Source organism: Ruegeria sp., assembly GCF_040830605.1.
Taxonomy (GTDB): Bacteria; Pseudomonadota; Alphaproteobacteria; order Rhodobacterales; family Rhodobacteraceae; genus Ruegeria.
In genome coordinates, this window is sequence record NZ_JBFOMD010000004.1 from 553,454 (window position 1) to 567,826 (window position 14,373).

The following is a 14,373-nucleotide window of genomic DNA, read 5'->3' on the forward strand; positions in this document are numbered from 1 at the left end:
ATCAGGGCTACACTCGGGTACATGATGCACCCCGCCGATCTGCCGGATACGATCTCGGTCTTCCCGTTGCCCGGGGCGCTGTTGCTGCCCCGGTCGCGCCTCCCGCTGCACATCTTCGAACCGCGCTACCTGCAGATGCTGGACGACGCGCTGAAAACGCCGCAGCGGCTGATCGGAATGGTGCAGCCCAATCCATGTCAGAGCAGCGACGACAAGCTGCACATGATCGGCTGCGCCGGGCGCGTTACCCAGTTTTCCGAAACCGAGGATGGGCGCTATCTGATTACGCTCAGCGGTATTTCCCGGTTCCGGGTCCGGTCCGAGGTGGAGGGGTTCACCCCCTACCGGCGCTGCGAAGTGTGCTGGAACGGGTTCGAGCGCGATCTGGGGCGTCCTGAGGCGGATCAGGAGTTTGACCGGATGCGGTTCCTGCGCCTGCTCGAGCGGTTCTTCAGCGCTAAACAACTCTCGACCGATTGGGAGACGCTGAAGGACGCCGATGATGAATTGCTGGTCAACTCGCTGTCGATGCTGCTGGATTTCGACGCCGAGGACAAACAAGCCCTACTTGAGGCACCGTGCCTCGCCACCCGGCGCGAGACGCTGGTTACGTTGATCGAGTTCGCCCTGCGAGGCGGCTCAAACGAGGAAACCCTGCAATGACCGAAGCCCAACCCGATTTCGACCGCCGCATGCTCGAAGCGTTGGTCTGCCCGCAAACCCACGCCACTCTGGAATATGACGCCGAGCGGCAGGAGTTGGTGTCCCGGGGGGCGGGCCTCGCTTTTCCCATCCGTAACGGTATCCCGGTGATGCTGGTGGATGAGGCGCGCACGCTGGACTGAGCGAACATGCCCGGAAGGGCGGATGAGCGGCTCAGATATCGCGCCCTTGCAGCAGTTTCGGCAGGTCTCCGGTCAGCCCGGCGGCCTCGCGCACGAAACCTCGGCGCAGGCCGGGTAGCGACCCGACGATGCCCATGCCAATGTCGCGCCCTATCCGAAGGATTGGATTGTCGTTCGAAAACAGTCTGTTGAACACATCCGTCGCCATCGCCAACGTTGCGGTGTCGAACCGGCGCCACTCCTGATAGCGCTCCAGAACCAAGGTAGCGCCGATATCCTCACCCCGCCGCCTGGCCAGCGTCAGCACCTCGGCCAGCGCACCTACGTCCCGCAGACCGGCGTTCAGGCCCTGCCCGGCGATGGGGTGCATCCCGTGGGCCGCATCCCCCACCAGCGCCATCCGTTCACCGATGAAGGAATTCGCGATGGTCAGGTTCAGCGGATAGGTGAACCGGTCGCCCTGCAGCCGGATCTCGCCCAGGAAATCGCCAAAACGAGGGCGCAGGACCTGCAGGTAATCGGCCTCGGACATGGCGTTGATGCGCTGCGCCATTTCGGTGCGCTCGCTCCACACAATGGAACTGCGGTTTACGGTCAGCGGCAGGATCGCCAACGGCCCCGGCGGCATGAAGAACTGATGCGCCACCCCGTGATGCGGCAGATCGTGCTCGATGGCGCAGACCAACGCGGTCTGGCCGTAATCCCAGCCGGTTCTCTTGACCCCGGCGCGCTGGGCGGTGCCGCTACGCCGTCCGTCACACCCGGCCAACAGCCCTCCGCGCAGCTCCGAACCGTCGTCCAGCGTCACACTCACGCCGATGGCGTCGGCCTCTTGCGAGATCACGGTCTTGCCGCTGATCTGGGTGATCCGTTTCTCCTCGGTCATCGCGTCCAGAAAGGCGCGGCGCAGGTGGCGGTCCTCGACCATGTATCCCATCGGGCCTTCCTCGATCTCGGCGTGGTCGAAATGCATGAAGAACGGCGAGGGGCCCGTGCCCGCATGGCCGTCGGTGACCTTGATCTCAAGCATCGGCTGGGCATGCTCAGCCACCCGGTCCCAGACCCCGATGGCCGCCAGCAGCCGTTGCGAGGCTAGTGCCAGCGCATAGGCCCGCCCGTCAAAGGCGGCGTTCTTACGCACGGTCTCGGCCAGCGAGTCGATCACCGTCACCGAATGCCCGGTTTGCGCCAGTGCCAGGGCCAAGGCGGGGCCGTTCAGCCCGCCGCCCACGATCAGGATATCGGATGTGTTGTCCATGTCGTGCAATATGCGCGCCCCTTCGGGATTGTCCATGTGCAGTCCTGTCGCTACCGTCGCGGGAAACGCGAGGGAGGGTGCGATGCAGGACTGGCTGACGATGACGGCAAGCGATCTGGGCCGGGGGATCGGCGCGGGCGAGATCGACGCCGTGGAGCTGACCGAGTGCTACCTGGACGCCATCGACGCCCACCCCCATCGCGACCGCATCTATGCCCGCGTCACGCACGACCGCGCCCGGGCCGAGGCGAAAGCGGCGCAGGAGCGCGCCAGACTGGACCTGCGTCGGTCGCTTCTGGATGGCGTGCCGATCAGCTGGAAAGACCTGTTCGACACCGCCGGGGTGGGAACCGAGGCGGGCTCGGCGCTGCTCAAGGGGCGGGTGCCCGATGCCGATGCCGTGGTGTTGCGCAACGCCACCGCGATGGGCACGGTTTGCCTGGGTAAGACGCATATGAGCGAGCTGGCCTTTTCCGGGCTGGGCCTGAACCCGATCACCGACACGCCGCCCTGCGTGCATGATGAGGCGGCGGTGCCCGGTGGGTCGTCTTCCGGTGCGGCGGCGTCGGTTGCGTGGAACCTCGCGGCCTGCGGGATCGGGTCTGATACCGGCGGATCGGTGCGTATCCCGTCGGCGTGGAACGATCTGGTAGGGCTGAAAACCACATCCGGCCGCATCAGCCTAGAAGGTGTCGTACCGCTTTGTCTGAAGTTCGATACGGTGGGGCCACTGGCACGCTCGGTCGAGGACGCGGCACAGATGCTGGCGCTGCTCGAAGGTGGAACGCCTGCCGACCTGCGCGGCGCCTCGCTCAGGGGCCGCCGCTTTGCCGCCCTGCAAACCGTGGCGCTGGACGATCTGCGCGACGCCCCCGGCGCGGCCTATGAAAGCGCGCTGCAGCGGCTGGCTGACGCAGGCGCCGAGATTGTGCCGCTGGAGGTGCCCGAGCTTGCGGATGCGATGGAGCTTAGTGGCGCGCTCTACACCACCGAGGCCTACGGGTTGTGGCGCGACGTGATCGAGGCCAACCCCGAGGCGATGTTCTCGGAAATCCTGGAACGGTTCCGGGCCGGACGCAATTACTCGGGTCCAGAATATGTGGCGGCTTGGGCCAAACTGGAAAGCTGCCGCGCAGCCTGGGATGCCGCCACCGCCGGATTCGATGCGGTGCTGGCCCCGACCGCGCCGATCACGCCGCCGAATCTGGAGCGTCTGCTGAAAGATCACGACTATTTCGTCTCCGAAAACCTGCTCGCCCTGCGCAATACGCGGATCGGCAACCTGATGGGGTTGGCGGCGCTGACCTTGCCCACCGGAACCCCGTCCTGCGGCCTGATGCTACTCAGCCCGCCCGACACCGAAGAAATGCTGTTGCGCGTCGGGGCGGCGGTCGAGGCGGCGCTGACCTGAATGCCACAATCCCCTGTTTCGACACCGCTTTGTCTGGACGAAGCGGGGTGCGGGCTGTAACTTGACCTCAAACGGGGCGGTAATGATCCCGTAATTGAGGCAGTTGTGATGAATTTCCCCGAGCGGTTTTCGAACCTACCGGCATATGCATTTCCGCGCCTGCGCGCCTTGCTCGACCATTACGAGCCGGGCGGCGAGGTCGTGCATATGACCATTGGCGAGCCGAAACATGCGTTTCCCGGCTGGGTCACGGATGTGATCGTCGAAAACTCCGCCGGGTTTCAGGGTTATCCGAACAACGATGGCTCGGACGAACTACGCGGCGCCATCACCGACTGGATCGAACGCCGCTATGGCGTGACGCTGGACCCAGGGACCAGCGTGATGGCGCTGAACGGCACGCGCGAGGGGCTGTACAACGCCGCCATGGCGCTGTGTCCTGAGCAGAAGAACGGGCAGAAACCCATCGTTCTGTGTCCCAACCCGTTTTATCAGGTCTACATGGTGGCCTCGCTTTCCGTTGGGGCCGAGCCGCATTTCGTACCGGCTACCGCCGCCACCGGCCACCTGCCGGACTACGCCGGGCTGCCTGAGGATGTGCTGAACCGCACCGCCGTGGCCTATATCTGCTCACCCGCCAACCCGCAGGGCGCCGTTGCTTCGCGCGATTACTGGGCCGAGCTGATCCGGCTGGCCGAGCAGTACGATTTCCGCATTTTCGCCGATGAATGCTATTCCGAGATCTACCGCAACGACGCTCCGACCGGCGTGCTGACCGTGGCGCAGGAACTGGGTGCAGACCCCGAGCGGATCACGCTGTTCAATTCATTGTCGAAACGCTCGAATCTGGCAGGCCTGCGCTCCGGCTTGATCGCGGGCGGGCCCGAGACGATCAAGCGGGTCAAACAGCTGCGCGCCTATTCCGGTGCGCCCCTGCCCGCGCCCCTGCAGGCGGCGGCGGCCACGGTCTGGGCCGATGAGGCGCATGTTCGGGAAAACCGCGCCCTCTATCAGGAGAAATACGCCATCGCCGATGAGGTTTTTGCGGGCGTTCAGGGCTATATGCCGCCCGAGGCTGGCTTTTTCCTCTGGCTGCCGGTCGATGACGGCGAGGCGACCGCATTGAAACTCTGGCAGGAAACGGGGGTCCGGGTATTGCCCGGCGCCTATCTTGCCCAAGGCGAACCGGGACAGAACCCGGGCAAAGGATACATCCGGGCCGCTATGGTGGCCCCAAAAACAGAGTTGCGGCGCGGGCTGATCACGCTGCGCGACTGCATCTATAGGTAAGGTACGAGGGTAGCATGGCATCTTATAACGCGCGCAACCGCGATCCCCTGCTGGACAGCACGACACAGGCGGCCATCGAAAAGCGGGGCAAGGAACTGATCGGCATCGCGCTGATCCTGCTGGGCCTGGCCGCCGCGGGGATGATCGGGTCCTATACGCCGGACGATCCGAACTGGATGGTCTCGACCGATGCGCCGGTGCAGAACTGGATGGGCCGGATCGGTGCCTCGATCGCCGCGCCCTTGTTCATGATCGTAGGCTGGGGCAGCTGGGGCATCGCGCTGGTGCTGGTCGGCTGGGGCCTGCGTTTTGCCGTCCATGCGGGTGAGGAGCGCGCGGTGGCGCGGCTGATCTTTGCGCCGATCTGGATCGCCGTGGTGTCGATCTATGCTGCCACGCTGGTTCCTGGCGCCGAATGGCGCGCGACGCACAGCTTTGGTTTGGGTGGCCTCTTCGGTGACACCGTGATGGGCGCGCTGCTGACGCTGCTGCCGATCTCGTCGCATTTCATGGTCAAACTGATGTCGCTGATGATGGCCTTGGGGATGCTGGCGCTGGGCGCCTTCGTGCTGGGCTTCACCATGGTGGATGTCAAACGTGGCTTCCGCGCCTTCCTGCTGGGGCTGGTGGTGACCTATGACGCGCTGATGACCATGCTGGGACGTAGCGCCTCGGCCACCGCGCAAGCCGCCCGCCAACGCCGCGCGCAATGGGCCGAGCGCCGGGCCGCCGAACGCGCCATGGGGGCCGAGGCCGCGATGGGGGATGAGTTCGCCTATGCCGACCCGCTGATCGAAGCGCCCGAGTTCGATATGCCCGAGCCTGAGCCCAAAGGCGGCCTGCTGTCCCGCATGCCCGCGTTGATCCGCCGCCCCGAGCCGATGCCGGAACCCGAGCTGATCGAACCTGAGCCGCTGGGCGATGTCGACGAGATGCCGGGCGAGGATCGCATCCGCTCCAAGATTTCCGCCGCCGTGCGCTCGCGCAAGGTGGCCGCTGGCGTCGAGGCGCCCGAGCCCGATCCGAACCGACCGCTGACCAAGGGCCGGGGCCGGGGGCCCGATCCGCTGGTGTTGAGCACGCAGAGTGCCGACCTGCCGCCCGAGCCGCCTCTGACCGCCGCGGGCCTGCCGCCGGAACCCCCGGTGACAGCCGGTGAGGTGCCCACATGGATGCAGCCTGAACCAGCGGAATATGAAGCGCAGCCCGATGCAGATTTCGATCAGGATTATGATCCCGACCCCAAGGCGGTCTTCGAAGGTGAACCTGCACCGGTGACCCGCCCGGTGCCCGCCGCGTCGATCCCCGTGGCCGAACCGCGCAAGCCGGTGGTGGCGCAGCCCGTGCGACGCGCGCCGCAACCCTCGCGCCGGGCGCAGGCCGAGGCGCAGCCCGCCCTGTCCTTCGAAGACAACGCAGCCGACTTTGAGCTGCCACCGCTCAGCCTGCTGTCCAACCCGTCAAACATCCAACGCCACCACCTCAGCGACGAGGCGCTGGAAGAAAACGCGCGGATGCTGGAGAACGTGCTGGACGACTACGGCGTAAAGGGTGAGATTGTCAGCGTTCGCCCCGGCCCCGTCGTCACTATGTACGAGCTGGAACCGGCGCCGGGCCTCAAGGCCTCCCGCGTCATCGGCTTGGCCGACGACATCGCGCGCTCAATGTCGGCCCTGTCCGCGCGCGTTTCGACCGTGCCGGGCCGCTCGGTCATCGGCATCGAACTGCCCAATGACAATCGCGAGATGGTGGTGCTGCGCGAAATCCTTGCCAGCCGCGATTTCGGCGATGGCAATCACGCCCTGCCGCTGGCGCTGGGCAAGGATATCGGCGGCGATTCCGTCGTGGCCAACCTCGCCAAGATGCCCCACCTGCTGATTGCGGGTACGACCGGTTCGGGTAAGTCGGTGGCGATCAACACGATGATCCTGTCGCTGCTCTACAAGCTGACGCCGGAAGAGTGCCGCCTGATCATGATCGATCCCAAGATGTTGGAACTCAGCGTCTATGACGGCATCCCGCATCTGCTCAGCCCCGTTGTCACCGACCCCAAAAAGGCCGTCGTGGCCCTGAAATGGGTCGTGGGTGAGATGGAGGATCGCTATCGCAAGATGTCCAAGATGGGCGTGCGCAACATTGCAGGCTACAACGGTCGGGTGAAGGATGCGCTCTCCAAGGGCGAGATGTTCTCGCGCACGGTCCAGACCGGTTTTGACGATGAAACCGGCGAACCGGTTTTCGAGACCGAGGAATTCGAGCCCAGGGCGATGCCCTATATCGTTGTCATCGTCGACGAGATGGCCGACCTGATGATGGTGGCGGGCAAGGAAATCGAAGCCTGCATCCAGCGTCTGGCGCAGATGGCGCGGGCCTCGGGCATCCATCTGATCATGGCGACGCAACGCCCCTCGGTGGACGTCATCACCGGCACGATCAAGGCCAACTTCCCCACCCGAATCTCGTTCCAAGTGACGTCGAAGGTCGACAGCCGCACCATCCTTGGCGAAATGGGTGCCGAACAACTGCTGGGGCAGGGCGACATGCTCTATATGGCGGGCGGCGCCAAGATCACCCGCTGCCACGGGCCTTTCGTGTCGGATGAAGAGGTCGAAGAGGTCGTGAACCACCTCAAGGCCTTTGGCCCACCGGACTATATCGGAGGTGTCGTTGAAGGCCCGGATGAAGAAAAGGCCGACAATATCGACGCGGTGCTGGGGCTGAACACTGGCGGCAACACCGATGGCGAGGATGCGCTTTATGACACCGCTGTCGCGATTGTGATCAAGGACCGCAAGTGCTCGACCTCTTATATCCAGCGGAAACTGGCCATCGGCTATAACAAGGCCGCGCGGCTGGTCGAGCAGATGGAGGAGGAAGGCGTAGTTTCGCCGGCCAACCACGTGGGCAAGCGCGAGATCCTTGTCCCCGAGCAGTAAGAGTGCTTCAAATCCGGGGCAAAGTGCTTATCTGAGGTCACATGAAAAAGTTTGCCCTTGCTCTCGCCCTGACACTGGCGGCGCCCGCCGCCTGGGCCGCCGACAAGCTGCCCCTGTCCGAGATTTCGAACTATCTGAACGGGCTGAGTACCGTTCAGACCACCTTTACTCAGGTCAATGATGACGGATCGCTGAGCACCGGCAAGTTGTGGATGCAGCGGCCCGGTCGGATGCGGTTCGAATACGACCCGCCGGATCGCGGCGTGGTTACGGCGCGCGCCGGGACCGTGATCATCCACGACCCGAAATCGAACCAACCGCCCGAGCAATATCCGCTGAAGCGTACGCCGCTGTCCATTGTCCTGGCAAGAAATGTGAATTTGCGCCAAGCCAACATGGTGGTGGGACACGATTTTGATGGCACCGCGACTGTGGTGACGGCGCAGGACCCCAAGAACCCCGAATATGGCCGCATCGAGATGATGTTCACCGCCGATCCGGTGGAGTTGCGCAAATGGGTGGTCCATGACAGCGCAGGCACCAAGACGACGGTGATCCTGGGGCAGCTTGAAAAAGGCGCACGCCTCAATCCGAGTCTGTTTTCCAGCGGGAAACCATCGTCGGATCGCTAAGGCACTTCGCGAAAACTTGACACACCCAGCATCACCTAACGCGCCCTAAATCTTCGATTTCAGGCAGCGTTGGGTGACTAAAGTATTTCGCGAAGTGCTATAAGACGGGTGAGTCAGCCGCCGATCAAAGACGGCAGCTGGCCAGTTGTTGCTGATAGAGTTTGGCACGCGCGTCCACGTCATTGGCTACCCGTAGCAGCCACGACTTGCTGTTATAGGTGCCCCTAGCATAACCCGTGTGACCCTCGTGATAGGCTAGGTACTGGTTGCGGGTGTCCGAGGGGTGGATGCCGTTCCGCTCGTAGCTCTTGTTCATGTACCAACCCATGAAATCCGAAGCGTCCCGGATACGGTCCCGCTTGGCCCGGCGCTTGCCGGTCTCGCGCTGGTATTGTTCCCACGTGCCATCAAGCGCCTGACTGAACCCATAGGCACTGCTCTGCCGGCCCATCGGGATCACGCCCAGCACGTATTTATGCGGCGTACGGGCATTCGCGCGATAACGGCTTTCCTGATAGATGGTTGCCATCTGGACATGCACCGGCACGCCCCATTTCCGCTCGGTGCTCCGGAACGCCTTGATATAATCCGGACGTTCCCGGGCAATGCTGCACGCATTGTCCAGATTACGCGGCGGCGCCTTGGACCCGCCACTGCAGGTCGCGAGAACAAGCACTGCAAACAGTGCGCAAAGAGATCTGCTCATGTGCCTCTTGCCTTTTTTGTGCAAGTTTAGCGCATTTTGCGGACTGAGGGAATCACAAACGCTACAGCACCAGCGCCAATACCAGCGGCAACGCGCCCACTGCCAGCAATGTCGAAACCATGACCATTCCGGCCACGGCATCCGAATCCGCCCCGAACCGTTCGGCCAACAGATACGAGGTGACGGCGACCGGCGCACTCATCTGAACCACCAGAACACCAAACGCCACCTTGTCCAGGTCAGAGGCCAGGGCGATACCCCAGCCCAACCCGAAACAAATGGCGAGCTTTATCGCCGACAGCCAGATCGCCTGACCCAGCTTGCCCGTGGTCAGCCGCGCTATGGCGACACCCAGAGTGATCAGCATAATCGGCACCGCCATCTGACCAATCAGCTCCAGCGTGTTGGTCAGAAACACCGGCGTCTGCCAACCACGCCACAGAAACAACGCGCCCAGAATGGTGGCCCAAACCATCGGCTCGCGCACCACCTTGCCCAGTGAACCGCGCCCGGCCACCAGATAGATGCCGTAGGAAAACGACCAGAGCGCGGTGACCGACAGGAAGATCACCGCGTATCCCAGCCCAGCCTGCCCAAAGGCAAAGATGCACAGCGGCAGGCCCAGATTGCCGGTATTGCCAAAGATCAGGGGCGGCAGATAGGTGCGCTGGTTCAGGCCGGTGGTGCGGACAAAGACCCAGAACACCACGGTCAGCGCCAGATTCGCGCCGATCACAGCCAGTGAGAATCGGGTCAGATCACCGCCCGCGATCTCGGTCTGCATGAGGGCCACAAAGATCAGACAAGGGACCGCCAAAGTCGTCGCCATGCGGGTCACGAACTGAATACGGTATTCAAAGCCCAGCTTGACCCAGCCAAAGCCCAAGGCCGCAAGCAAGAACACAGGCGCCACGATTTCAAGCACTGTAAGGGCGAGGTTCACAGACTGTTTCCCCAGAATTCAGATCAATTGTTGGACATTTGCTGTAGCATGGGGTTAGTAACAGCCGCGGGGGCTGAAATCATGTTGAAGACGCGAGCCAAGTATCATCTGGGCCAGGTGGTCCGTCATAAGAAACATCCCTTCCGGGGGGTGGTTTTTGACGTGGATCCAGAGTTTTCCAACACCGAAGAATGGTATGAGGCGATTCCCGAGGACAGCCGGCCCATCAAGGAACAGCCGTTTTATCACCTGCTGGCCGAGAACGATCAGACCTACTACGTGGCCTATGTGTCCGAACAAAACCTGATCGCCGACAGCTCGGGTGAGCCGGTGGACCATCCCGACATCCCCGACATGTTTGGACCGTTCCAGGATGGCTCTTACCCCTTGCATTTCAACCTGAATTGACCGGCACACCGGCCTAGTACCCGAGCGCACAGCCGTCCTTGCGTGGATCGCTGGCGCCCTCAAGCACGCCGTCCTCGCGGATGCGGATCGCCTGCGCGCCACCGATGGCGGTGTCCGGTGTCTCGATCCGGTGACCTAGATCCGAGAGCTGCTGGCGGACAGTGTCGGAATAGCCGCGCTCAAGTTTCAGCACTCCGCCATCGGCAAAGGCGCGGGGGGCGTCGATGGTGGCTTGCAGGCCCATCCCGAAATCGTTCAGATTCGAAACGAACCGCGCGTGTCCGTTGGGCTGATAGGCCCCGCCCATCACGCCGAACGGCATCGTGATGCGCCCATTTTCGCGCAACATCCCCGGGATGATCGTGTGCATCGGCCGCTTTCCGCTGCCCAATTCGTTCGGGTGTCCCGGTTCCAGCGTGAACCCCGCGCCGCGGTTCTGCAGCAGGATGCCGAATTTTTCGGACGCGATGCCAGAGCCGAAACTATGGAATATCGAATAGATCAGCGACACCGCCATTCGGTCGCGGTCGACCACGGTGATATAGACCGTGTCCTTATGCACGGCCTCGGTCAGCGGCGCGGCCGTGGGCATGGCGCGGCCCGGGTCGATAAACACCGCCAGCCGCTCCGCCGTTTCCGGCGCCAGCATGTGTTCCAGCCGGGTGGTATGATCCGGATCGGCGATCAGCCGGTTACGTGCGTCATAGGCCAGCTTGGCAGCCTCGGCCTCGATGTGAACGCGTTCAGAGCCCAGCGGGTCCATCCCGGCGATGTCGAAATGGCTCAGGATATTGAGCATCAGGATCGCTGTGGCGCCCTGGCCGTTGGGCGGATGCTCGACCAACTCGGTGCCCTTGTAGATGCCGCTGATTGGTTCGGCCTCCGCGCAGCGCGTGGCGGCAAAATCCTCGGCTGTATGGACCCCACCCCGCGCCGTGAGCGCGGCAAGCATGTCCTCGGCAATTTCACCGGTATAGAAGGCATCGCGGCCCTGCTGTGCAATCCGGCGCAGAACCTCGGCCTGTTTGGGGGCGCGAAAGACCTGACCGATATTTGGAACGTGACCGTTAACCAGATAGTGATCCCGCCCGGCCCCCTGCAGAGTCGGCGCGCCGAGCGCCCAGTCGCTAGCGACACGCGGAGCGACGGGTACCCCGATTTCGGCATAGTGAATGGCCGGTTGCAGTAGCGCGTCGAGGCCCAGTCGCCCTTCAGTCTCGGACAAATGGCAAAAAGCATCGACCGCTCCAGGCGCCGTTACCGCATGGGCAATGCCCAGCGGCACGTTGGCAAACCCCTCATCCCGCAATGTCTGAGCCGTTGCTGCCGCAGGGGCGCGGCCCGAGCCGTTCAGAGCGCGCATCGCTGTCCCGCCGGAGCGGTTGTACAGCACAAAGCAATCGCCGCCAATACCAGTCATCTGCGGCTCGCAAATCCCCAGCAGCACCGCTCCGGCAATCGCCGCGTCCATGGCGTTGCCACCGGCCTTGAGAATATCCAGCGCCGCCTGAGCCGCCAGCGGATGGGACGTCGCGCACATCCCTTCGGTTGCCAGAACCTCGGACCGGCCCGGCATGTGAAAATCGCGCATGTGCCAGTTCTCCCAATCAAACGAGCGGAGATTAGGTCCTAAGCCGCGGATGTCCAATAACAATGTCTGGGGAGGGTAGCCTCGGCGCCGATCACTGGGTGGGGGCTGTGACGCTTGGCGCCGAGGGAAGCTTTGGTGAGCTACAAGTAAACGTATGAAATTGGTTTGCGGCGGTACAATGGTGCGATTTGGGCCTTATTGTGGCTCGCCTCTAACCATTGGACGAGCTCAGCAGATCAAACCTCAGAAACAGGTGATTAAAGCCCTCGCGCCGTTCGTACCGGATGTCGCTGGCCAGTCGGCGGATCAGAAACCAGCCGAACCCGCCCTCGGGCAAATCCTGCAACTCGGTCTCAACGCTTGCGGGAATACCCTCCGGCGGTTGCCTATCCGGTAACGGCAGGCCCGTGTCAGAGATTCGAATCTCCAGCCAATTTGCCCGCAAGGCGCAATTCACCTGAACCTGCGCGGCTTCGACACCGATATAGGCATGTTCAACCACATTGTTGATTGCCTCAGCCAGGGCGATCCGCACATCGCCGGCATGGGCTTCGGGCAGCCCCTGCTCGCTGAGTTGCTCCGCGAGCGCCGCGATGCCCGCGCTTGCCTCGACCTCGGTCGCCGGGAAGGATAATTCAAATCCGTTCTGATCCAAGCCGCTCAACTCCCGAGCGCTTCAACCGGCGTCTTCGGTCAGGGCGTCATCAAGGGATGGGAACAAGTTGAACACCGTGTCCATGCGGGTCAGGCGAAACACCTTCTCCACCACCGGCGTCAGCCCGGCCAGATCCAGTCTGCGCGCCCCGCCAAGTTGCTTCATCGACGCAACAATCGCCCCCAGACCGCTGGAATCGATGAAACTGACCCCCGACAGATCCAGAATCACCCGTTCCAGCCCCCCTTCGGTTTCGCTGCGCATATCTTCCTTGAACTGAATGGCCATGGCGGCGTCGATCCGGTCGGCATTGACCGTGATGACCTGCGCATCGCCGGTCACGGTACTGGTCAGGCTCATATCCGGGGTCCTCCAAATTGAACGGGTTCCGTAGAAATACGCTAGACGGCAATTCTTACCATTCGGTATTCATCTCCCCGAGATCAGGAGGATTTGCGAATGAACGAGGTTGTGATCGCCGGTGCGGCCCGAACCCCGATGGGCGGGTTTCAGGGCATGTTCGATGGCGTTGGGGCTGCGGAACTGGGCGGAGCCGCCATCCGTGCCGCACTTGCTGGGGCAGGGGCGGACACTGTGGACGAGGTTCTGATGGGTTGCGTTCTCCCGGCCGGTCAGGGTCAGGCCCCCGCGCGGCAGGCCGGGTTCGCCGCCGGTCTGGGCGAAGAGGTGCCCGCGACCACGCTCAACAAGATGTGTGGCTCGGGCATGAAGGCGGCGATGATGGCCTTCGACCAAATCGCCCTGGGTCATGCCGAGACCATGATCGCGGGCGGGATGGAGAGCATGACGAACGCCCCGTACCTCTTGCCCAAGATGCGCGGCGGCGCCCGGATCGGCCATGGCCAGGTGATCGACCACATGTTCCTCGACGGGCTCGAAGACGCCTATGACAAGGGCCGCCTGATGGGCACTTTCGCTGAGGATTGCGCCGAATCCTACCAGTTCACCCGCGAGGAACAGGATGAATACGCGCTGCAATCCCTCTCCAACGCGCTGGCCGCGCAGGACAGCGGCGCGTTTGACGGCGAAATCACCCCGGTCACCGTCAAGACCCGCAAGGGCGACCTCTCTCACGAGGCCGACGAACAACCCAAATCCGCCCGCCCCGACAAGATCCCCACCCTGAAACCGGCCTTCCGCAAGGATGGCACGGTGACGGCGGCCAACTCCTCGTCCATCTCCGATGGCGCCGCCGCGCTGGTTCTGGCCTCCGCCGAGGCTGCCGAGGCGCAGGGCCTCGCCGTCCGCGCCCGCATCAAGGGGCACGCCAGTCACGCGCAGGCCCCGGGCCTCTTCACCACGGCCCCGGTTCCGGCAGCCCAGAAATTGCTCGACCGCATCGGCTGGAGCAAGGAGGACGTGGACCTGTGGGAGGTCAACGAGGCCTTCGCCGTCGTTCCCATGGCTTTCATGCGCGAAATGGGCTTGTCCCGCGACAAGGTCAACGTCAACGGCGGCGCCTGCGCGCTGGGCCACCCGATCGGTGCCTCCGGTGCCCGCATCATGGTCACCCTGCTCAACGCGCTGGAAAAGCGTGGCCTCAAACGCGGTGTCGCCGCCATCTGCATCGGTGGCGGCGAAGGCACGGCCATCGCCATCGAATGCCCATGACTTCTTCTGTTCGAAAATATCCTCGGGGGTGAATTGACCCTTGGGTCAAGAGGGGGCAGACAGCCC

Annotated in this window: 14 protein-coding genes; 8 read left to right on the forward strand and 6 right to left on the reverse strand. The window is 63.3% G+C overall.

The window, feature by feature from the left end:
- The first annotated feature begins 21 nt into the window (after positions 1-21).
- Together AB3N21_RS09435 and AB3N21_RS09440 are read left to right on the forward strand one after the other, a co-directional pair.
- Complete coding sequence (locus AB3N21_RS09435) at positions 22-663, forward strand: LON peptidase substrate-binding domain-containing protein (protein ID WP_367934989.1); 642 nt, start codon at positions 22-24, stop codon at positions 661-663.
- Entirely contained in the window at positions 660-845 is a 186-nt protein-coding gene (locus tag AB3N21_RS09440; protein ID WP_367934990.1) for a Trm112 family protein, read from the forward strand. The genes AB3N21_RS09435 and AB3N21_RS09440 overlap by 4 nt, the downstream gene beginning before the upstream one ends.
- A 31-nt stretch (positions 846-876) precedes the next feature.
- Here AB3N21_RS09440 and AB3N21_RS09445 read toward each other — a convergent pair whose 3' ends face one another.
- A complete protein-coding gene (locus AB3N21_RS09445) occupies positions 877-2,103 on the reverse strand; it encodes an FAD-dependent monooxygenase (RefSeq protein ID WP_367934991.1) in 1,227 nt (408 codons plus the stop codon).
- 82 nt (positions 2,104-2,185) lie between these two features.
- On the opposite strand from AB3N21_RS09445, the gene AB3N21_RS09450 reads away from it, so the two are divergent.
- From AB3N21_RS09450 to AB3N21_RS09465, 4 genes are all read left to right on the forward strand, one after another.
- Positions 2,186-3,514 (forward strand): amidase, encoded by a 1,329-nt coding sequence (locus AB3N21_RS09450; RefSeq protein ID WP_367934992.1) that lies wholly within the window; start codon positions 2,186-2,188, stop codon positions 3,512-3,514.
- A 108-nt stretch (positions 3,515-3,622) separates the two neighbouring features.
- A complete protein-coding gene (locus AB3N21_RS09455; RefSeq protein ID WP_367934993.1) occupies positions 3,623-4,804 on the forward strand; it encodes an aminotransferase class I/II-fold pyridoxal phosphate-dependent enzyme in 1,182 nt (393 codons plus the stop codon).
- Positions 4,805-4,818: 14 nt separating this feature from the next.
- On the forward strand, positions 4,819-7,740 hold the full coding sequence (locus AB3N21_RS09460; protein WP_367934994.1) for a DNA translocase FtsK 4TM domain-containing protein: 2,922 nt from the start codon (positions 4,819-4,821) through the stop codon (positions 7,738-7,740).
- 41 nt (positions 7,741-7,781) lie between these two features.
- Entirely contained in the window at positions 7,782-8,372 is a 591-nt protein-coding gene (locus tag AB3N21_RS09465) for an outer membrane lipoprotein carrier protein LolA (protein ID WP_171177447.1), read from the forward strand.
- A 124-nt stretch (positions 8,373-8,496) separates the two neighbouring features.
- On the opposite strand, the gene AB3N21_RS09470 is transcribed toward AB3N21_RS09465, so the two are convergent.
- Together AB3N21_RS09470 and AB3N21_RS09475 are read right to left on the reverse strand one after the other, a co-directional pair.
- Positions 8,497-9,078, reverse strand: a complete 582-nt coding sequence (locus AB3N21_RS09470; RefSeq protein ID WP_367934995.1) for a lytic transglycosylase — start codon at positions 9,076-9,078, stop codon at positions 8,497-8,499.
- Positions 9,079-9,139: 61 nt separating this feature from the next.
- The gene (locus tag AB3N21_RS09475) at positions 9,140-10,021 is read right to left on the reverse strand and encodes an AEC family transporter (RefSeq protein ID WP_367934996.1); all 882 of its coding nucleotides are present in this window, start codon (positions 10,019-10,021) and stop codon (positions 9,140-9,142) included.
- An 81-nt stretch (positions 10,022-10,102) separates the two neighbouring features.
- Between AB3N21_RS09475 and hspQ the strand changes: the two genes are divergently transcribed.
- Entirely contained in the window at positions 10,103-10,429 is a 327-nt protein-coding gene (hspQ, locus tag AB3N21_RS09480; protein WP_171177453.1) for a heat shock protein HspQ, read from the forward strand.
- Between the two features lie 13 nt (positions 10,430-10,442).
- Here the strand turns inward: hspQ and AB3N21_RS09485 are convergent, their stop codons facing one another.
- From AB3N21_RS09485 to AB3N21_RS09495, 3 genes are all read right to left on the reverse strand, one after another.
- Positions 10,443-12,020, reverse strand: coding sequence for a gamma-glutamyltransferase family protein (locus tag AB3N21_RS09485; protein ID WP_367934997.1), 1,578 nt, complete (start codon positions 12,018-12,020; stop codon positions 10,443-10,445).
- A gap of 211 nt (positions 12,021-12,231) precedes the next feature.
- Positions 12,232-12,675, reverse strand: coding sequence for an ATP-binding protein (locus AB3N21_RS09490; protein WP_367934998.1), 444 nt, complete (start codon positions 12,673-12,675; stop codon positions 12,232-12,234).
- Between the two features lie 21 nt (positions 12,676-12,696).
- Positions 12,697-13,035, reverse strand: coding sequence for an STAS domain-containing protein (locus AB3N21_RS09495; RefSeq protein ID WP_367934999.1), 339 nt, complete (start codon positions 13,033-13,035; stop codon positions 12,697-12,699).
- Between the two features lie 99 nt (positions 13,036-13,134).
- Between AB3N21_RS09495 and AB3N21_RS09500 the strand changes: the two genes are divergently transcribed.
- On the forward strand, positions 13,135-14,307 hold the full coding sequence (locus AB3N21_RS09500) for an acetyl-CoA C-acyltransferase (RefSeq protein ID WP_367935000.1): 1,173 nt from the start codon (positions 13,135-13,137) through the stop codon (positions 14,305-14,307).
- Positions 14,308-14,373: the final 66 nt, after the last annotated feature.

What these genes read in the sequence shown, in the direction of transcription:
- AB3N21_RS09470 (WP_367934995.1), bottom strand. Translation starts at nt 9,078, where the DNA reads ATGAGCAGATCTCTTTGCGCACTGTTTGCAGTGCTTGTTCTCGCGACC.
- AB3N21_RS09500 (WP_367935000.1), top strand. Translation starts at nt 13,135, where the DNA reads ATGAACGAGGTTGTGATCGCCGGTGCGGCCCGAACCCCGATGGGCGGG.
- AB3N21_RS09445 (WP_367934991.1), bottom strand. Translation starts at nt 2,103, where the DNA reads ATGGACAACACATCCGATATCCTGATCGTGGGCGGCGGGCTGAACGGC.
- AB3N21_RS09440 (WP_367934990.1), top strand. Translation starts at nt 660, where the DNA reads ATGACCGAAGCCCAACCCGATTTCGACCGCCGCATGCTCGAAGCGTTG.
- AB3N21_RS09455 (WP_367934993.1), top strand. Translation starts at nt 3,623, where the DNA reads ATGAATTTCCCCGAGCGGTTTTCGAACCTACCGGCATATGCATTTCCG.
- AB3N21_RS09450 (WP_367934992.1), top strand. Translation starts at nt 2,186, where the DNA reads ATGCAGGACTGGCTGACGATGACGGCAAGCGATCTGGGCCGGGGGATC.
- AB3N21_RS09435 (WP_367934989.1), top strand. Translation starts at nt 22, where the DNA reads ATGATGCACCCCGCCGATCTGCCGGATACGATCTCGGTCTTCCCGTTG.
- hspQ (WP_171177453.1), top strand. Translation starts at nt 10,103, where the DNA reads ATGTTGAAGACGCGAGCCAAGTATCATCTGGGCCAGGTGGTCCGTCAT.
- AB3N21_RS09460 (WP_367934994.1), top strand. Translation starts at nt 4,819, where the DNA reads ATGGCATCTTATAACGCGCGCAACCGCGATCCCCTGCTGGACAGCACG.
- AB3N21_RS09485 (WP_367934997.1), bottom strand. Translation starts at nt 12,020, where the DNA reads ATGCGCGATTTTCACATGCCGGGCCGGTCCGAGGTTCTGGCAACCGAA.
- AB3N21_RS09495 (WP_367934999.1), bottom strand. Translation starts at nt 13,035, where the DNA reads ATGAGCCTGACCAGTACCGTGACCGGCGATGCGCAGGTCATCACGGTC.
- AB3N21_RS09465 (WP_171177447.1), top strand. Translation starts at nt 7,782, where the DNA reads ATGAAAAAGTTTGCCCTTGCTCTCGCCCTGACACTGGCGGCGCCCGCC.